Consider the following 17,516-nt stretch of genomic DNA (forward strand, 5'->3'; position numbering starts at 1 on the left):
AAAATAGCGATCGCAGCCAAGCGCCCACTGCTACTAACGCATTAATACTTGTAATGCCTATGCAGCAAGGTTTATAGCTTTTCTTAGTGCCATTCCGTACTGTCGGTTCTCAGGGGCAGATACTCGTATTTATCGATCCTGCCGGCAAACTGTACGGAAGTTTGAAGTCTAATGATGGTGAGAACTTTGCTCAAATTAGCGGTTCCCATCGCGGAAGTAAGTTTCATCTGGTTTTTACCCCTCCACCCAGCAGCCTTAACCAGTTTGGCACCGCTAGTCCTTACACCGTTGATGCAACCGCAAAGTGGGAGCAAGGTGTGAGTCGATTTGTCATCTCAGCCCCTACTGGAACGGGTCACTCACAATTATGTACATTTGAGAAATAAATCGATAAAACAATACATTGAACGGAGTTGCGATCTCGTCTGCCGCATATCCCTGGACGCGACTTTGCCAGAGTCAACTCCATCTAGAGAAAGATGTTGAAGCTGGATTGAACATTTTGAGCCAAGCGATCAAGCAAATTTTGTAAGCCCTTTTGCACAGGTGATGTACTTGAGCAGGAAGGATGAAATATTGCTGTTCTGTTAATGAACCAGAATCTTATCTCTAATCAGAACCGACTGTATGCAAACGAGAATTACATTGGAGAAAAATTATGCAGGTGGGAGTGATTGGTCTGGGACGTATGGGTGCGAACATTGTTCGGCGACTGCTGCAAAACAACCATGAATGTGTGGTCTTCAATCGCACACCTGACAAAGTGAAACTGCTTATATCAGAAGGGGCGATCGGCACTTACAGCTTGGATGATTTTGTCCAGAAGCTCAATAAACCTCGTGCAATTTGGTTGATGGTGCCAGCCGGAGAACCAACCGAGCAGATAGTGAAGGAACTGGCTGCAAAACTTGATTCCGGCGACATCTTAATTGATGGTGGCAACTCTTACTACATTGACGATATTCGACGGGCAAATGATCTGATGCAAAAGGGCATTCACTACCTAGATGTGGGAACCAGTGGCGGAGTGTGGGGTTTAGAGCGTGGTTATTGCATGATGATTGGTGGATCTCAGATGACGGTTCAGTATCTCGATCCCATTTTTAAATCATTAGCTCCTGGACGGGGTGATATTCCGCGTACTGCTGGGCGGGAAAAGGTGGGCGGTACGGCTGAAGAAGGCTATCTGTACTGCGGATCGAATGGGGCGGGGCATTTTGTCAAGATGGTGCATAATGGGATCGAATATGGCTTGATGGCAGCCTACGCAGAAGGATTGAATATCTTGCATCACGCCAATGTGGGTAAGCAAAACCGTGTGGCTAATGCTGAAACGACCCCCCTCCGCAATCCTGAATACTATCAGTATGACTTGAATCTGCCTGATATTGCCGAAGTTTGGCGACGAGGCAGTGTAATTGCCTCCTGGCTACTGGATCTAACTGCGATCGCCCTACTGGAACAACCAGACCTATCAGGCTTTGGGGGGCGCGTGTCTGATTCAGGCGAAGGATGCTGGACGATCGCCGCCGCCATTGACGAAGGCACTCCTGTCCCTGTACTCAGCGCAGCCTTGTATCAACGGTTTAGCTCACGTGGCGAAAATGATTTTGCAGATAGGCTGTTGTCTGCCATGCGTTTCCAGTTTGGCGGACACGTAGAACAGCAGGCGGAGATAAAATCATGACGATCGCCACTGCACCTCAGTCTAGCAACTTCCTCTAACTTCTTTTGCGACATCATCGCGCAACTCGGTTCGGCTGGAATGGTTAGTGTAGAGGTGCAAAAGCAAGCTCAGTACGTGACGACATCCTACGAAGAGGAAAAATTTGCCAACGCAGTTGAACAGTTCATTTTGAGAAGCAATACCGCAGACATCCCCAAAAAGCGTTTTCGATCAACGCTTTAGCACTGCAATGAATGAAACAGTCTGTCTATGCTGTTCTAGTAGTCTGCCAAGGAAACTTTGCTGGGTAAGACAGTCGGGTATAAGCGCTCCATTTTCCTCCGTGCATCTGTAGTTTGAAAGCGCCAATAGACACTTGTACGTTGAAGATTGCGTTGTTTCTCCCAAGTAGCAACTTCAGAGGATAATGTTTGTATATCCGCGATTCGTCGCTCTAAACATTGACGAGATAAAACAGATAACTCAATCTCCACTTGATTCAACCAACTGGCGTGTTTTGGTGTATAGTGAAATTCTAATTTTTGGACAAGTCGGCGCGCTTCTTGAGGTTCAAAAACTTCATACAAGGCTGTTGGAGTATGAATATTAAGGTTATCTACTACCAAACGAATAAGATCAGCATCGCGGTGATAAATATCTACTAAATCTTTCATTTGTTTTGCAAAGTCTACCTTTGTACGCCGCTGCGTAACTTCGATATGTCGCCAGCCCGCTCCACTGTTGAAAATAAGCAAATAAATTAGCTGTACCATTGCGTTTATACTCAAAATCATAACGTTCTGGTTGCTCCGGTTCAGGTGGTAATGGAAGTCTTACTTCTTCTACCAATTGATATGAACATTCATCAAAACAGACTACTGGACGTTTAGGATCATACGGTTCGTTGTACAAATCCAATATATCTTCCATCCGCAACACATACTCTGCATTTACTTCAGGAATACACCATTGTTCTTTCAACCACGGCTTGACATCGTTTTTTTAAGAGTCTGACGAACTGTTTCGTCAGAAATCGAATCAACAATACCAACTTTTACTAAGTGGTCTGCCAAAAGTTGCATTGTCCATCGTACCCGTCCAATTGGTGGAGCAGAACAAGCTGTTGCAATGAGAAATGCTTCTTCCTTTCCTTCAAGTTTACGAGGCTTTGGTGGATGAGGTTCATCAAGAAGTGCAAAATCTAACCCACCGATGACAAATTTCTCTCGCGTTCGTTCCACTGTTGAAATATGGACTCGAACACTGTCTGCGATCGCTTGATCTATTTCTCCCTCAGAATCCTTACGAAGAATGTTTGCGCGAGTGATGGCTCTTGCCTTGTTTACCTTTTTTAATTAGCATTTGCACCTGAGAAACTTCATCTTCATTTAAGTCCACAATGTACTTTTTTACCATGCTACTCCCTGATTTTTCAGTAGCTTATCAAAAACAGGGCCTACCCAGCAACGTTGCCTTGGCAGACTACTAGTTTACTCCTACGTCACATTCGTCACCATCAGGTGCATCGGTTTTGCCGACGCTGTTGGCAAGATATGTCGTGAGAAGAAAGGAAAGGAAAAAAGTTTTACCGAACAATAATTTTAGGAGAAACACAATGACTCATCGAGTAAAAGAAATTCTCAGTTGGTATGGCAGCGACAATCCCGGAACGTTGACTAATTTAGCCCGGTTGCTGAATCATGGCAAACTAGCTGGAACTGGTAAAGTCGTCATGCTGCCTGTGGATCAAGGCTTTGAGCATGGGCCAGCTAGCAGTTTTGCGCCCAATCCACCAGCCTATGATCCTCGCTATCATTTTGAGTTAGCGATCGCAGCAGGATGCAATGCCTATGCCGCACCGTTAGGATTTTTGGAAGCGGGAGCACGAGAATTTGCAGGTGAAATTCCCCTAATTCTAAAAGCCAATGATCACGATGTGTTACTAGCTGAGTCAGATCCAACACAAGCACTCACTGGCAGCGTGGAGTACAGCTTCCTACTGGGCATTCACTCTTGGCATTGCTGCCCTGTCGCTGGCATCCTTGCGCCTTGTTGAACGCGGCATGACTGGAGTGATGCAAGAATTGGCACTACTGCTATTCATTGGCGCAAATATTGCGATCGGCAGTATTGCTCTAGGGACAGTGCGGCTCTTGCTGCGGGGCAAATTACTAAGCTAACGATCATTCATTTTTCCAGAACATATTGGGAGTAGAACTTATGGCTCCAACAACTAAGCAAAATGACACTAAATCGTTCGTTTACTCAACTCGAATTGATATTCCTGTAGAAATCCGATCGCAACTAGATAACCCAAGTTGCGGGTTATAAAATTCTGAATACTTCGTGACCATTGGTTGAAACAAATGCACATTAAATTTGATTTTAATTATGCAAAAAATTATAAGCTTCATTGAGTTTGTTGGCTGATTCTTCTAATAAGCGTTGTTCATGGGCATTTCTTGATAACAGCAGTTGGCGCTCAATACCTGTTGAGCCGATGATACATGGAAGTCCAAGAACAACTTCACTGCCAACTCCATAGTGAGAATCTGCTCTCACTGACACTGAAAATATCTGCTTTTCATCCCGCAGGATGGTATCAACTAACTGACAAACTACTATTGATATACCATAGCTTGTATTTCCTTTGCGTTCAAAAATGTTATAGCCTCGTTTACGAGTTAACTGTGCGTACTCTTGCTGAATTTGTTCTAGCGTTGCTCCTTGTGGTATAGGAAATTCAGTTAACAGAATTCCCCCAATAAATGCACTAGACCAAACGACAAATTCACTGTCTCCATGCTCTCCAATGACATAAGCATGAACGTCTTGTTTTGCAACATTCAGTCGCTTTCCAAGTTGATATCTCAGTCTAGCAGTATCAAGAACGGTTCCCGAACCGAAAATTAGGTTTTCTGCTCTGGTGGAAGTAGCGATTGCAATCCGCGTGAGTACATCCACTGGATTGCTAACGATAAGTACGATTGAATTCGGTGCAACTCGATCCAATTCTTTGATTGTCGAACGTATAATCTCTGCATTGTCGCTCAATGTATCTAATCGCGTCTGTCCTTGTTTTTGTTGCACCCCAACAGTCACAATAATAATATCTGAATCAGCTAAATCTTCATATTGATTTGATGGTATAATCTCCATCTCTTTAAGTAGGGGAATGCTGTCTTCAATATCCCATGCTTGCCCCTCAGCTTTTGATAAGGTTCGATCAAAAAGGACGACCCTTACACATTTACCGAGTATGACTAAAGCATTTGCAACGTCTGCACCTACATTACCTGCACCAATAATACCGATTTTAGATGTTTTACTAATCATGCTATATCTACTTTTTTCAAGAGTAAAATGTCGTTTGTTTGGTAAGTCCTTGGGTCTGCAATGGCTGTCTCTTTACAACTTGGAAAACAATATATTTAATCCTTCGGTCATCGTGGGATGAGTCAAAATACCATCGCGCAGAACGGTGTAGGGCATCTGAGCTTGCATCACCATCTGCACCGTTGAAATCACTTCACCTGCTTCATGACACAACAGAGAACACCCTAGAATATGACCTGTATCTGCATCCACGATCGCCTTCAGCAGTCCATCGGTTTGACCGAGTGTTCTCGCTCTAGGAACGGCTAATGCATCCACCTTCGCCACGCGGATAGCATATCCTTGTTGCTGTGCTTCAGTTTCAGTCAAACCCACATGAGCCAGTTCTGGATCGATGAACAGACAGGATGGCACTAAGCGATCGCTTGTACTACGGTTGCCCCCATCAATTAAATTAGCTTTGATAATGCGATAATCATCGAGCGATATATGAGTGTATTGCGGCCCCCCATTGATGTCGCCTAACGCCCAAATCCCCGGTATATTCGTCTCCAGGCGATCGCTAACTTGAATAAATCCGCGTGTATCGGTTGCCACACCAGCGGCAGCTAAATTTAAGCTCTCGATATTGGGCGCACGACCAACGGCGACAAGCAAATGCGACCCCTGGAGGGTGATTTCACGATCGCCAACTTGGATTTGCAGGATGGTTTCATTACCAGTGCGATTCTCCAAAGGAGACGCTTTGCGAACAACCCTCAACACCTTCGCCTTCAACAAGAATTCAATACCATCTTGTTCCAGTAATGTTTGAACTGCGCTCGCTATATCTGGATCTTGCTGTGACAGGATTTGCTCACTTTGCCCAATAACAGTAACGCCAGAGCCAAAGCGCCGAAACATCTGGGCAAACTCTAAACCAATATAGCCACTACCGAGAACGATCAGGTGTTCGGGTAGGTGTTCTAGCTCCATAATCGACTCACTCGTTAAAAACTCAACTTCAGCGAGTCCGGGAATGGATGGAATTAACGGTCGTGTGCCTGTATTAATAAATAAGCGTTCGGCGGTAAGTAAGCGATTGTTTCCCTCAGCCGTCGTTACTGCGATCGTTTTAGGAGCAACAAACCTTGCTGTGCCAACGATCAAGTTGTTATGGAGAGCTGTTTCTAAATTGTGCAAGTTTATTTCACGCATCCCTTGCACAACCGCTCGTTTTCGTTGGATCACCTCTGCTAAATTAACGGTGGGTGTGTTGCTTTGAACCCCATAAGCAGCACTGTTTCGCACTGTGTTTGCCACATTGGCACTCGCTACCATAGTTTTAGTAGGAATGCAGGCAATATTAATGCACCCACCACCAATCATATTTAAACTGCGTTCAACCAGAGCGGTTTTACGTCCGTCAGCGACTAATGCCGATGCAAGTGTTTTACCCGCTTTGCCGCAGCCGATAATAATGTCGTCATAGTGTTGAGTGTCCACTTCCATATCCTTTGAGTTTGATAAGGTGAATAAGATTTCTAGAATGTGTTATGAATTTCAGAAAAACTGGCTGACTAAGAGGCTTTTAGCGATAACGTAGTACTGTGTCAATAAATAATTAATGGATAAATTCCCTGTAGAGACGGCGATTTATCGCGTCTCTTTAACCGTCAAAATGAATTTGACAGACTACTAGTAGTCCATGTCATTAATTCTGATGGGTAAAAAACGAACCGCAAAGGACGCATTCGCGCAGCGTCTCGTCAGAGAAGAACACAAAGGAAGATAGAAAAAAGAGAAATTAAAAAGCTCATTCACCTATCAAAACTAATGACATAGACCACTAGCTGGGTTTCCAAAAAGTGCTAACACCCCCTAGAAGATTCAACTTTTTTTACAAGCTTGCTTCATCAAGATACGGTTGTTTTTATACACCTCTAAAGTTCCAGACTGCGGATTATCTAACGTGCCATCCCACACCCAGTATTGATAAATTCCACTCCGAAACTTATACACTCGAACACCTTCAGTCGCTTGGCTAGTTCCTTTGCCCAAATTTAAATTACCGTTGGGACTAGTGGCGCGATAAAGCAGTTCGCCTGAAGTATATTTCTGCCAAATATTTACGTTGTACCCACCCCGGCATTTCGTACTCAGGACGATGCCAGCAGTAGAATCAGCAGAAGCAGGTAAGGAAAAATTAGCTAAGATACTGATTGGCAGAGCAAAAAGTAACGCGGATGTTTTCATAAGTGTTGTAAAATTCATGAGTTTGATATTAATTCATTGCTGCTACAACTTCATCTGTAGAAAGCACTGCATTGGCGATATACCCAAAGTTGATCAGTGCTGCCTTATAGCCGTCACCCAGTTGCGGATGCCGAGGGGCTGCTGTTGCATCCTTAACGACAAGAACCTCAAATCCCTGTTCGAGCAATTCGCGTAGGTGAGCTTCAACACAAAGATTTGCCAACATTCCAAGTAGAATGATTTTGCTGATATTGCGTTTACGCAGTTGCAAAACGAGGTCGTTGGTTTGCGGCCCATAGACTTTGTGGGGACTGACCACAATCGTCTTGCCATCCTCAATGAAGGGCTTATAGCGATCGAGCCAGTCAGCACCCGATCCCAGGAATCCATCGAGGGTCAATGCACCACGGCGATCGAACTCCTTAACCTCAAGCATCATTTGCTCTAGGTTGCCGGCAAATTTCCAATTATGGTCAGTGGGGTAGTAATAGTACGGGGAGATAAAAACCTCGAATTCATTCTGCTTCGCGGCTTTGAAGATTCGCTCAATGTTTTCGATGGTCTTATTATCTTTAACACTCTCACCCACCAAATCCCAGGAAACCCCTTTTTCGCTCAAGACATCGTTTTGCGGATCAATGACGACTACTGCGGTGTCATTCTTGTTGATGTTCATGGTTTTTCTTCTTGCTTGTTGATTTTCACCGTTCTCTTTCTTATAGGACTTACGCAAGAACTCTCTGAAACTCTTATTTCTCTGTGTTCTCTGCGCCCTCTGTGGTTCGTTTTTTCATGATTTTGCGTAAGTCCTGTCTTAAAAACCACCCGCGATATACAGCGTTTTCCCAGTGATTCAAAATCAGAATACTTGATTGCCAGGGCGATCGCGGTGGGCGAATTATCTGGCAGTAGTCGCCCCATTTCAAACTTTGACACCACTACCTAAATGCTGTTTCAAAAACGCCAAGGTGCGATCGCGTGCTAATTCTGCAACTTATTTGCGATCGGCGGAACTAAGTGCTTGATGGATTAAAGGTGCAATGATAGCGATATTTTTCACCAACTCATCACAGAGAGAAAATCGCTGTTTTAAGTAATTAGGATCGTTGTAACTCACCCACACCTTGCCGTCAGTCGCTTCATAAGCCAGTACTTTCAGGGGTAAATCCAGAGCGATCGTTGGTTCTGCCACCATGAGGGAAGTTCCGGCTTTCGGGTTGCCAAACAGCAACAACTGTGTAGGACACAGGCTTAGTCCGACTTTTTCGGCTTCAGCCTGTTGATCGATACGAGCAAAAATGGTGATGCCTTTTACTTGAAGGACGGCTTCTAATCGATCAATGGTTACAGGCACTGAATATTGACTAAGCTGGCTAATGATGCCGTTGTTTGCATTCATAGCAGTGGACTTCTTGTAGGATAAAAACTGGGTGATATGGTCGTTGGGCTTTTCAAAGATTGAGGTCTGACAATCCGGGGTGATCGTCAGGACGACGACCTAGTATCCAGTGGAATTTGCGTTCGCTTTGGTGAATTGGCAAGTCGTTGATGCTGGCAATACGCCATCGCATGAATCCATGTTCATCAAACTCCCAATTCTCATTGCCGTAAGAGCGAAACCAGTTGCCAGAATCATCATGCCATTCGTAAGCAAATCGGACAGCAATGCGGTTGTCTTGAAAAGCCCAAAGCTCTTTTATCAGACGATAGTCTAATTCTTTAAGCCACTTACGTGTCAAGAATTGTGCGATCGCCTCACGACCAGATAGAAATTCTGAGCGGTTGCGCCAAATGCTATCCGACGTGTAAGCGAGTGATACTAGTTCCGGGTTACGTGTGTTCCAAGCATCCTCTGCAATTCGGACTTTTTGGATAGCGGATTCATTATCAAAAGGCGGCAGGGGTAGTCGAGGATTTTCAGGGTTATTCATAGTATGTAAGTGGTAGAATAGCAATTCTCGTTCCGAGAGGCAACTCTTGGAGATTAATACAGATCAATGACTACCACCCGCGATGTGCAGCGTTTCCCCAGATGCCCCCGTCACAATTGCGATTTTTCCGTCTAGTTTTTTCATGATGATTTCTTAGGATCGGGCAGCGTGAATTTCACAGTTTCACTGGTGATTACTTTGTGCGTGGGGTCAGCTAGTTCGATCAGCACCTTGTGCAGACCAGGTTCCAGTCCGACCAGGATAATAGTTTCGCCACTGGCATTAACAAAGTGCCACGGCGCATCATCGACAGTGATGTGGATATGCCCAATGCGCGGCGATACTTCGAGAGCACCTTTGCCAAACACTGGCAACACACGCAAATTCTCCGTCCGGTACTGGATAAAGACGCGTCCTTGTGCTAACGGTTCGGGAAGCGGTGGAGCGACAATCAGCTTGGGTGGTGCTTCGTTTTCAATCGCAATCAACGGTGATGATCCAATAATGTCCCTAGCGCTCGGTGTGTGGCTGTTCATAGCAGGTAATTACCTGAGAGTAGTTTGTATTACGATCCATTTAAAGGTGAAACGGCGCAGAGTCGAATGGCACCAAGAAAAGCCCAAAGGCTTGTTTAGTCTCGTTCCCAGTCTTAAGACTGGGAATGTATTCAGAGAGGCTCTGCCTCTCGTCAAGAAAGAGGAGGCAGAGCCTCCCAGAATGGGTTCCCAGCCTCCAGGCTGAAAACCAGTCAGGGCAAGGGCTGTATCTTAACTTACTTAGTGCCATTCCGCTTTTCCCTTTTCCCCTACGCTAACTCGGTAAGCAGCAAAGCGATGGAAGAGCATCTTTTCCTTTCCCCAAAAACATCGATCGCATCCTATTGCAGATGTTTCTTCAATTCAGCAGCAGCTTGAACAAACAGAGAGCGGACTTCTGGCAACTCGGCTAAACCATTGAGCAGTCCAAAGTCATGAATCATGCCGTTGTACTGCACCGTTGTCACCTCTACCCCAGCTTCATCGAGCTTGCGTCCGTAGGCTGTGCCTTCGTCATGCAAAATATCGCTCTCTGCAACCGCAATTAATGCTGGAGGCAAGCCTTTGAGTTGCTCAACCGTCGCTTGTAAGGGAGATGCGTAGATGTCTTTGCGCTTTTCTGGGTCAGGGATGTACAGGTCATACATCCACTTCATCGTGGGTACGGTTAGGTACCGTTTGTCACCGAATTGATGATAAGAATTCGTTTCAAAATCGGCATCGACGATTGGCCACATCATGATTTGTAGCTTGATGTGTGGCCCTCCGTTTTCTTTTGCCTTCAAAGCAGTGACTGCTGTCATATTTCCGCCGACACTGTTGCCGACCACAGCCAGATTCTTGCCATCCACCCCAATCTCCTCACCATGTTCGGCAACCCATTTGGTCGCAGCATAAATCTCATTGATCGCCTGTGGGTACTGAGCATCTGGCGTGCGCGTGTAGTTGACAAAGACCCCTGCAAACCCTGAAAGCACAACCAGATCGCGAACCATGCGCTTGTGTGTTGGATAATCACCCAACACCCAACCACCACCATGAATAAAGATGAAAACAGGCAATGTGCCTTTGACACCTTCTGGTCGCACGATATTGAGCGTAATCGAAAAACCGTCAGCGATAATTTTCTTCTCAGACTCTTCAATGCCTGAAAGGTCTACTGGAACAGAAGCCTGTGCATCCACGAGTACTTGACGTGCTTCGAGTGCAGTGAGTGTCTCTAGCGGCACACCTCCTGAATTCAGCACTTTCAAAAATTCCTTCACCCCACTGGAAAGACGTGGATCGTCTGCAACTTCCAAAATTTTTGCTGCTGGCGAATTTGTTTGAGCAACCATGACATTCTCCTTTGATAAGTAATAAACAATCTGTTGAAATGACACTGTTAAGTGAATTGATTTAACAGTGATACTTGATTCAGCAGTGATTGTAGAATGGCAATCACTTTCTACCGACATCGTTTTCCAGCCGGAATTCTTTGTTACTGGTGAAAAAGTTGTCCACCTAGCGGGTCGCTACCTCGATCGGTTGTTTCCACACCGCAGCAGCATAGAGCGAGTTCTCAAAATCGGGGGCAATATCGCCTGTGATACGTGCCTCATGATGCGCCCAGTCCTTAAAGAACAAGTCGTGACTGATGCGCGATACTATTGCAGGTACGTCGCGGCGGATGCTATGGATGTCACCAACTGGCAATCCGAAGCTGACCAAACCAGCAGGATTAAATACGTGAATGTCTTTCAGATAAGGGGCAGTGCCAGGTACTTTTTCTTGGTATTCGTGGGCGCTACCGAGGTAAGGATGTGCCCCCAAACCGTCCTCGCGCAGTCCTTCTGGTGGCTCGTAGCGATCGCGCCAGAGGGCAATATGCTGGGCAAAGTCGGCTAGCTCGGGACGCTTTGTTGGGTCAACGAAGTAACCAGTGCCAGCGATCGCAAAATCAAACTCGAAAACATCATCGTTCACCTGGATAGCAATGCGATTGCCTCCGGCACTGCGCTCCGCGCAATCGCCCAGTTTCCGTGCCGATTTCCAAGGTGCAGATAGATGGATGTGAAAATTCGGGAAAGCGATCGCTCGCTCAATCGAGTTCGGGGGTGGCGCGGTGCCTGCTTGATGAAAGCGCCAAGCCTGGAACTAGGGTGTTGACTTTGGGTGTTTTGAGGCAATTTCCCTGAAAATTATTTATGCTACTTTTGTTTGCGGGGAAGCGGCTTTTCCAGGCGCTTCCCCGCAAAAACATGCGACATGTTTTTTGCATGAAGTCTTATGGAGTAAAGGGTTCAGAGTCAACACCCTAGCCTGGAACCAGCGGGCTGCATCGGGTAGTTGGGGATAGTTGTCGTAAGCACCAGGGTAATCCCGTACCCGAAGGACTGACAGAGATGCGATCGCCGATCGCCGTACAAATAGATGTACTGCCTTAGCTCCTGATTCCAGCGCCACTCCTGCTGCATCGAAAGCTGAAGCCGCCGCACCCAGCACCGCCACAGTCTTACCGCGCAGTGCTTCAAAATCGATGGCATCGGCGGTATGTGCGTACAATGTGCGGGGTAAGTCAGCCAGTATTGGAGGTATGTACGGACCACCCGTACCAGCCACGCCATTGGCGAAGATAATTTTGCGCGTAGTCTCTACCTGCGGGACACCGTTTACCTCAAGGTGTAGGCGGAAGAAACCTGCGACTGGTTCAATCCGCACCAACTTCGTCCGGTAACGAACCTGGATACCCAGGAAATGCCGATACCAACTGAGGTACTCAGCCCAAGTCACTCGCCCAATGGGATCGATCTCCGCGTAAGCTGCCGCACCGTGCCGCGCTTCGTACCAGGCTTGAAAGGATAATTCTGGGATGCCTAGTTCTGGACCAGGCAGATGTTTCGGTGTGCGGAGCGTTCTCATCCGCGCTCGCGTCAACCACACGCCTGCATGAGCCTCGTCATCGGCTGCATCGATCTCCGTCACGCGACCGATCCCAGCACGTCGTAGCGCAAATACAAAGGTGCTACCGCTACCGATGCCACCTATTATAGTGACATTGCGATCGATGCCAGGGCGATCGGGCACCCAGTTTTCAGGATCGGGACCGAGCAGGCGTAGTGCCTCGCGGGCAGCAAAATCGGAATTGCTCGTTGTTGTCATGTCGATCTCCTCAGATATCGTTGCGATGGATGAAAAAATCGGAATAGTAGACAATTAAGCTGTTACTAGGTTTTTGTTCGTGGGTTTGGATTCGCTAGAACGTGTTATGGACAACTGTCAGAAGCTAGAAAAGGGTTCGTGTTGCTACCACATCGTTGGGTAGTAGAGCGCAGTTTTGCATGTACAGCTCGGTTTCGCCGTTTAGCACGAGATTATCAGCGACTGGCAGAAACATTGGTGGGTTTGCATTTGGTTGCCTTTGCTGTTCTTATGCTCAAGCGATTTGCACAGTTGAATTCGCAAAGTGCATAACACCCTCTAGCATGGTGTTCTCCGCAACGTGAGTGGTTAGAAAGCGATGATCGCGAAAACCAGCTTCACGATAAAAGATATCTAAACTATCGATCGATACTGTGCGATAAGTGGTCATGCGTTTACTCTTTTGAATTTAAACCGTTCAACAGAATCAGAAATAGTCGATCTTCTTTCTGAAAGCTTCTTGTCACTCTTTAGGAAGAGACCAGAGTTTGATGGTTTTGTCGGCACTGCTGCTAGCTATCATGTTTCCATGCTGTCTGAAAACTACTGACCGCACGCCTCGCTCATGCCCGATCAAATTATCCAAGAGTTTGCCTTCAGGCAACCCCCATAACTTGATAGTGCTATCATTGCTACCAGTAGCTAATATCTTGCCATCGGGACTGAAAGCCACTGACCACACAACTCCTGAATGTCCAATTAGGGAGTGCAACAATTTACCAGTGGGCATTTGCCAGAGTTTGACTGTCCTATCAGCACTGCCACTCGCTAAAGTCCGTCCATCAGGGCTAAAAGTCACTGAGCGCACAGCTTGTGAATGAGCATTCAAGGTTTTTAGAACAGCACCATCCATGAGCCGCCAAATTTTGAGTGTACCACCCTCATTGCCACTAGCTAAGGTCTGCCCATCTGGACTAAAAGCAACAGTTCTTACCCACTTTCCATCCGATAACTGATGAACTTGTACGCCAGTCTGCACGTTCCAGATGCGGATGGTTGTGTCAGCACTACCACTGGCTAACCACTTTCCGTTGGGGCTGATGGCAACGGCTTCTACATCATCTGTATGGCCATCTAGGGTACGAAGCAGTTGCCCCGTCTCTAAATTCCAGAGTTTAATACGGTTATCCCAACTGCCACTAGCGAGCAGCTTGCTATCTAGACTGATGGCAAGGCTTACCACTGCATCGCCGTGTCCTTCTAAAGTGTAGAGTAAGGTGTTACTAGGCAAATCCCAAATTTTAATTTTTTTATCGTAACTGCCACTGGCAAGGAAGCGTCCATCAGGGCTGATTGCGATCGCGTAAACCCAAGTTGAATTTCCTTGGACAGTACGTAAGGGTTGAGTGGTTGCAACAGAGATAGTAGCAACACTAGCGTTTCGGAAGGAAGACAATAGGCTAGCACAACTGCTACTACCAACCAAGATCGTTAGGGTGCTGATTGCCAATGCTGCTGAAGATTTCCAGGTAATTTGTTTCGATCTCATAACAGGACATTCCTTGTGCGAGTGGGAGAATAATCTGACTTGGACCCACTGCGTAACGGTGTCGGAAACTAGCGGTACTAGGCAGTAATTTTTTCTGGAATTTGAGATGATAAGGCTTTTTCTCTCGCTTTTTGTTGTTTATTTCGATATTCAATCCAGCGTCGCATCAGAAATAAAAGAGTTGTCGTAACAATCCCTACTAGCGCAATCGGGGTTAAATAGCTCCAATGCTCTGACATTTTGTCCCAAACGTGCCAAGTGAGCAGGAACATGGCTAAGTAAGTCAGGGTATGTAATCGCTTCCAATTTTTTTTCAGTCTTTTGACACTCCAGTCATTAGAAGTAATTGCCAATAGGGTAAAAATTATGAAGGTAGATATACCCTGGATATAAATCCAATAAGTATTGGGATCTAAAAAATCAAGGTCTCTCTTTTTCACTAAGAGGAAACCGTGAAGCAAAGCCAAGCAGAAAGCCAGAATACCGATAAGTCGTCGATATTTTAACAGCCATTTGGGAAGGTTCGTTTGTTTAGTTTGAGGAAAAATGATTCTGAGATTCGTGGGCATTAAGGTGAGAATATAAGCTCCTAAAGCTAGAAATCCCAAGCTGTTTTCTAACGGTGCTGTATCGATTGCTGCCATGACCAATCCTCCTTAATTTTTCACTAAAAGCCCTTATAAAGGTAGGTATTTTTTATTTGGTCATTTTTTGACGATTCCAGCCGATCTTTACTACATCAGTCCTCTCTGTTCATACTCTTTTTTTGGCGAAGGTATTGTTTTGAGATCGAGTGACATGATGGCGTTTTACGACATGTTGATCTATCTCACATCCTGACGACGAATCTGCTCCTGAAAGTAGTCCCGCCAGCTTTCGGGTAACGCTTGGAGTTGAGCTGCACGATGCAGTAACTCTGGATTGTTTTTGTTTTGCTCACGAACATAAAGCTGAGTGATATCAGCAACGGTGATATTGTTGGTATCTCGACTCATCAACTCTAAAGTGTCTCCAGCGACCACTTCGCCCTCTTGCAAAACCCGAAAGTAAAATCCGGTGCGACGACTGGCGAGAAATCGTTTCACCATATCCGCTCGTCCAAAGCGAATCCCTAGTTTGTAGCAAGGTAAGCGCGGTTGAGTCACCATTAGTTCAGCACTGCCGATTTGGAAGCGATCGCCAATGTTAATTTCCTCTTCTTTAAATCCTGTAACAGTGAAATTTTCACCAAATATTCCTGGCGTTAACTCAGTGTCAGGCAATTCATCTCGCCAGTAGTCGTAATGCTCAAAGGGATAGACATAAACTGCTTTTTCTAAACCACCATGAACGGTTAGATCAGCCTGTCCATCGCCGTCCAAGTTGAGTTCACGCAACATTACTCTATTATTGACTGGCTCTTTGAAAATTCCAGTGCTAACCGTTTTCCCTTTCCAGTTCGTTTCACGCGGCAGTCCGACATTAACAGAGATCAGCTTCATCTTTAACTCCTTTTGGACTTCAAATCTGTGCCATACCGCCATCGACAAACAACTCAATGCCGTTCACAAAGCTGCTATCGGCTGAAGCGAGAAAGACAACGGCTTTGGCAATCTCATCGGGTTTGCCGACTCGTCCCAGTGGGATGGCGCTGACTTGGCTATCCACAAATTCTTGCAACTGCTGGTCATTCAGTCCTAAATGATCGTAACCAGGAGTCGGAACCACACCAGGGCTAATGGCATTCACTCGGATCTTGCGTTCTCTGAGGTCGAGTATCCAATTCCGAGCAAATGATCTCACGGCGGCTTTGGTGGCGCTGTAAACACTGAAAGCTGGCGTACCTTTTATAGAAGTAGTTGAAGCATTCAGGATAATAGAAGCGCCCTCTGGCAACAGTGGCAGTGCCTTTTGTACGGTGAACAGCAAACCTTTGACGTTTATGTTGAATGTTTTGTCAAAGTGTTCCTCAGTAATTGCTCCAAGTGGGGCAATTTGTCCACCGCCAGCATTAGCGAAGATGATATCGAGGTGTCCTTGCTCTTGCTTAATGGTGGCAAACAGACGATCGAGGTCTGCCAGATTAGAAACATCACTCTGTACAGCCGTAACATTTTTACCAATGGCTTCTACAGCAGCATCCAGTTCGGCTTGGCGACGACCCGTGATGTAGACATAGGCTCCTTCAGCAACAAACTGTTTAGCTGTGGCAAGACCGATACCACTATTGCCACCCGTGACAAGGGCGATTTTTCCTTCTAGTTTTTTCATTATGTTAATCTGATGGGGATTCTGGATTTGTGTGAACCATTGAAGTGTTATCGGTTCTGTTGCATCATAGCTTTAAGAACAGTAGATTTAACCCTTCATTCATTGTTGGAACCAGTTGGGGCAAGGACTTGTTATCTACAATGGATAAATGGAGTCAAGAATGAACTGATTTAAAGAGCGATCGCTGAAGTACTGTTAGTTATTCATTTACAACACCCGAACGCTGAATTTAACTGCGTACCAATGGTGTATCCACCAAATGTTCTGCCAGAAACCAAACTTGCGTCTCATTAGTTCGCAGGACTTGGCTCACTAACAAATCGTTAGTGCCACTATCTTGATTTGCTGCTGTTTTATCGATCGCCACTCTCAATTCCCCAACGATCAATTCATGGGCTTCCAGTAACCGCGATAACATTACGGGTACTTCCTCAACGCCGTTTGGCGGACGCTTAATCTTAGTGACTTCTGCCACATGACGCGGATCAGCGATGTCTGACGACAAGCCGCAAAGCGTCTACGCCACACCTCCCAGTGTTTGTACCCGTTCACCCAGTGCATCAATTAACTCAATTTGTTCACTGGCGTGTTTGTCGAGCAACAGATGCAGTTGATAAAACGTATGTCCGCGCATCAACCAGTGATGCTTCTTATAAAGGTGATAGAGAATAATCGTATCTGCCAAAATTTGATTGACTAAAACACAGCTTTCGCTGCGGGCATTGGGGTTGAGAACAATTGGCAAATCACGCAGAGTACCATACTGCTGAATTTCATATCCATGTTGATGCAATAAGGGTTGGCTGCGATCGACTTCAGTGATATCTGTATTTTGAATCGGCACGAGCGGATCTCCTAGAGTCAATAATTAGGTCTGTTCTATTTGTATGTAC

20 protein-coding genes and 3 pseudogenes are annotated in these 17,516 nt (G+C 45.9%); 7 read left to right on the plus strand and 16 right to left on the minus strand.

Features of this window, described 5'->3' with window-relative positions:
- Positions 1-86 precede the first annotated feature (86 nt).
- On the plus strand, positions 87-386 hold the full coding sequence (locus tag V7K38_RS05445; protein ID WP_334856056.1) for a hypothetical protein: 300 nt from the start codon (positions 87-89) through the stop codon (positions 384-386).
- A 272-nt stretch (positions 387-658) separates the two neighbouring features.
- Positions 659-1,687: a phosphogluconate dehydrogenase (NAD(+)-dependent, decarboxylating) gene (gene gnd / locus V7K38_RS05450; protein ID WP_334856058.1), complete on the plus strand. Its 1,029-nt coding sequence runs from the start codon at positions 659-661 to the stop codon at positions 1,685-1,687.
- Between the two features lie 257 nt (positions 1,688-1,944).
- On the opposite strand, the pseudogene V7K38_RS05455 reads toward gnd, so the two are convergent.
- Positions 1,945-3,082 (minus strand): annotated as a pseudogene (locus V7K38_RS05455) (IS630 family transposase).
- 199 nt (positions 3,083-3,281) lie between these two features.
- On the opposite strand from V7K38_RS05455, the gene V7K38_RS05460 reads away from it, so the two are divergent.
- Both V7K38_RS05460 and V7K38_RS05465 read left to right on the plus strand, forming a co-directional pair.
- A complete protein-coding gene (locus V7K38_RS05460) occupies positions 3,282-3,722 on the plus strand; it encodes a hypothetical protein (protein ID WP_334856060.1) in 441 nt (146 codons plus the stop codon).
- On the plus strand, positions 3,709-3,846 hold the full coding sequence (locus tag V7K38_RS05465; RefSeq protein ID WP_334856061.1) for a hypothetical protein: 138 nt from the start codon (positions 3,709-3,711) through the stop codon (positions 3,844-3,846). Before V7K38_RS05460 ends, V7K38_RS05465 begins: the two co-directional genes overlap by 14 nt.
- A 205-nt stretch (positions 3,847-4,051) precedes the next feature.
- Here the strand turns inward: V7K38_RS05465 and V7K38_RS05470 are convergent, their stop codons facing one another.
- The 4 genes from V7K38_RS05470 to V7K38_RS05485 form a co-directional block, all read right to left on the minus strand.
- Positions 4,052-5,002, minus strand: a complete 951-nt coding sequence (locus V7K38_RS05470) for an L-lactate dehydrogenase (RefSeq protein WP_334856062.1) — start codon at positions 5,000-5,002, stop codon at positions 4,052-4,054.
- A gap of 72 nt (positions 5,003-5,074) precedes the next feature.
- A complete protein-coding gene (locus V7K38_RS05475; protein WP_334856064.1) occupies positions 5,075-6,493 on the minus strand; it encodes a mercuric reductase in 1,419 nt (472 codons plus the stop codon).
- 378 nt (positions 6,494-6,871) lie between these two features.
- Positions 6,872-7,237, minus strand: a complete 366-nt coding sequence (locus tag V7K38_RS05480) for a hypothetical protein (protein ID WP_334856065.1) — start codon at positions 7,235-7,237, stop codon at positions 6,872-6,874.
- Between the two features lie 28 nt (positions 7,238-7,265).
- Positions 7,266-7,913: a cysteine hydrolase gene (locus V7K38_RS05485; RefSeq protein WP_334856067.1), complete on the minus strand. Its 648-nt coding sequence runs from the start codon at positions 7,911-7,913 to the stop codon at positions 7,266-7,268.
- Between the two features lie 196 nt (positions 7,914-8,109).
- On the opposite strand from V7K38_RS05485, the gene V7K38_RS05490 reads away from it, so the two are divergent.
- A complete protein-coding gene (locus V7K38_RS05490; protein ID WP_334856068.1) occupies positions 8,110-8,262 on the plus strand; it encodes a hypothetical protein in 153 nt (50 codons plus the stop codon).
- Here the strand turns inward: V7K38_RS05490 and V7K38_RS05495 are convergent.
- The 5 genes from V7K38_RS05495 to V7K38_RS05515 form a co-directional block, all read right to left on the minus strand.
- The gene (locus tag V7K38_RS05495) at positions 8,232-8,636 is read right to left on the minus strand and encodes a DUF302 domain-containing protein (RefSeq protein WP_334856070.1); all 405 of its coding nucleotides are present in this window, start codon (positions 8,634-8,636) and stop codon (positions 8,232-8,234) included. The two genes, V7K38_RS05490 and V7K38_RS05495, sit on opposite strands and share 31 nt — an antisense overlap.
- 52 nt (positions 8,637-8,688) lie before the next feature.
- A complete protein-coding gene (locus V7K38_RS05500) occupies positions 8,689-9,168 on the minus strand; it encodes a nuclear transport factor 2 family protein (RefSeq protein ID WP_334856072.1) in 480 nt (159 codons plus the stop codon).
- Between the two features lie 140 nt (positions 9,169-9,308).
- Positions 9,309-9,704: a DUF6130 family protein gene (locus tag V7K38_RS05505; protein ID WP_334856073.1), complete on the minus strand. Its 396-nt coding sequence runs from the start codon at positions 9,702-9,704 to the stop codon at positions 9,309-9,311.
- Between the two features lie 341 nt (positions 9,705-10,045).
- A complete protein-coding gene (locus V7K38_RS05510) occupies positions 10,046-11,041 on the minus strand; it encodes an alpha/beta hydrolase (protein ID WP_334856075.1) in 996 nt (331 codons plus the stop codon).
- A gap of 166 nt (positions 11,042-11,207) precedes the next feature.
- On the minus strand, positions 11,208-11,669 hold the full coding sequence (locus V7K38_RS05515) for a hypothetical protein (RefSeq protein ID WP_334856076.1): 462 nt from the start codon (positions 11,667-11,669) through the stop codon (positions 11,208-11,210).
- 56 nt (positions 11,670-11,725) lie between these two features.
- On the opposite strand from V7K38_RS05515, the gene V7K38_RS05520 reads away from it, so the two are divergent.
- Complete coding sequence (locus V7K38_RS05520) at positions 11,726-11,881, plus strand: hypothetical protein (protein ID WP_334856079.1); 156 nt, start codon at positions 11,726-11,728, stop codon at positions 11,879-11,881.
- A 7-nt stretch (positions 11,882-11,888) separates the two neighbouring features.
- On the opposite strand, the gene V7K38_RS05525 is transcribed toward V7K38_RS05520, so the two are convergent.
- A complete protein-coding gene (locus V7K38_RS05525; protein WP_334856080.1) occupies positions 11,889-12,845 on the minus strand; it encodes a SidA/IucD/PvdA family monooxygenase in 957 nt (318 codons plus the stop codon).
- Between the two features lie 120 nt (positions 12,846-12,965).
- On the opposite strand from V7K38_RS05525, the pseudogene V7K38_RS05530 reads away from it, so the two are divergent.
- A pseudogene (locus V7K38_RS05530) lies at positions 12,966-13,157 on the plus strand (transposase); the annotation flags it as partial.
- Between the two features lie 190 nt (positions 13,158-13,347).
- Here the strand turns inward: V7K38_RS05530 and V7K38_RS05535 are convergent.
- The 5 genes and pseudogenes from V7K38_RS05535 to V7K38_RS05555 form a co-directional block, all read right to left on the minus strand.
- On the minus strand, positions 13,348-14,373 hold the full coding sequence (locus tag V7K38_RS05535; protein WP_334856081.1) for a WD40 repeat domain-containing protein: 1,026 nt from the start codon (positions 14,371-14,373) through the stop codon (positions 13,348-13,350).
- A 77-nt stretch (positions 14,374-14,450) separates the two neighbouring features.
- Complete coding sequence (locus tag V7K38_RS05540; RefSeq protein WP_334856082.1) at positions 14,451-15,017, minus strand: ferric reductase-like transmembrane domain-containing protein; 567 nt, start codon at positions 15,015-15,017, stop codon at positions 14,451-14,453.
- Positions 15,018-15,197: 180 nt separating this feature from the next.
- Positions 15,198-15,854: an MOSC domain-containing protein gene (locus V7K38_RS05545; protein WP_334856083.1), complete on the minus strand. Its 657-nt coding sequence runs from the start codon at positions 15,852-15,854 to the stop codon at positions 15,198-15,200.
- A 19-nt stretch (positions 15,855-15,873) separates the two neighbouring features.
- Positions 15,874-16,623, minus strand: coding sequence for an SDR family oxidoreductase (locus V7K38_RS05550; protein ID WP_334856084.1), 750 nt, complete (start codon positions 16,621-16,623; stop codon positions 15,874-15,876).
- Between the two features lie 229 nt (positions 16,624-16,852).
- Positions 16,853-17,467: pseudogene (locus V7K38_RS05555) on the minus strand (Dps family protein).
- Positions 17,468-17,516 lie beyond the last annotated feature (49 nt).

Source organism: Nostoc sp. (assembly GCF_036917465.1).
In the GTDB taxonomy this organism is placed as follows: domain Bacteria; phylum Cyanobacteriota; class Cyanobacteriia; order Cyanobacteriales; family Nostocaceae; genus Nostoc.

What these genes read in the sequence shown, in the direction of transcription:
- gnd (WP_334856058.1), top strand. Translation starts at nt 659, where the DNA reads ATGCAGGTGGGAGTGATTGGTCTGGGACGTATGGGTGCGAACATTGTT.
- V7K38_RS05460 (WP_334856060.1), top strand. Translation starts at nt 3,282, where the DNA reads ATGACTCATCGAGTAAAAGAAATTCTCAGTTGGTATGGCAGCGACAAT.
- V7K38_RS05470 (WP_334856062.1), bottom strand. Translation starts at nt 5,002, where the DNA reads ATGATTAGTAAAACATCTAAAATCGGTATTATTGGTGCAGGTAATGTA.
- V7K38_RS05475 (WP_334856064.1), bottom strand. Translation starts at nt 6,493, where the DNA reads ATGGAAGTGGACACTCAACACTATGACGACATTATTATCGGCTGCGGC.
- V7K38_RS05480 (WP_334856065.1), bottom strand. Translation starts at nt 7,237, where the DNA reads ATGAAAACATCCGCGTTACTTTTTGCTCTGCCAATCAGTATCTTAGCT.
- V7K38_RS05485 (WP_334856067.1), bottom strand. Translation starts at nt 7,913, where the DNA reads ATGAACATCAACAAGAATGACACCGCAGTAGTCGTCATTGATCCGCAA.
- V7K38_RS05495 (WP_334856070.1), bottom strand. Translation starts at nt 8,636, where the DNA reads ATGAATGCAAACAACGGCATCATTAGCCAGCTTAGTCAATATTCAGTG.
- V7K38_RS05500 (WP_334856072.1), bottom strand. Translation starts at nt 9,168, where the DNA reads ATGAATAACCCTGAAAATCCTCGACTACCCCTGCCGCCTTTTGATAAT.
- V7K38_RS05505 (WP_334856073.1), bottom strand. Translation starts at nt 9,704, where the DNA reads ATGAACAGCCACACACCGAGCGCTAGGGACATTATTGGATCATCACCG.
- V7K38_RS05510 (WP_334856075.1), bottom strand. Translation starts at nt 11,041, where the DNA reads ATGGTTGCTCAAACAAATTCGCCAGCAGCAAAAATTTTGGAAGTTGCA.
- V7K38_RS05525 (WP_334856080.1), bottom strand. Translation starts at nt 12,845, where the DNA reads ATGACAACAACGAGCAATTCCGATTTTGCTGCCCGCGAGGCACTACGC.
- V7K38_RS05535 (WP_334856081.1), bottom strand. Translation starts at nt 14,373, where the DNA reads ATGAGATCGAAACAAATTACCTGGAAATCTTCAGCAGCATTGGCAATC.
- V7K38_RS05540 (WP_334856082.1), bottom strand. Translation starts at nt 15,017, where the DNA reads ATGGCAGCAATCGATACAGCACCGTTAGAAAACAGCTTGGGATTTCTA.
- V7K38_RS05545 (WP_334856083.1), bottom strand. Translation starts at nt 15,854, where the DNA reads ATGAAGCTGATCTCTGTTAATGTCGGACTGCCGCGTGAAACGAACTGG.
- V7K38_RS05550 (WP_334856084.1), bottom strand. Translation starts at nt 16,623, where the DNA reads ATGAAAAAACTAGAAGGAAAAATCGCCCTTGTCACGGGTGGCAATAGT.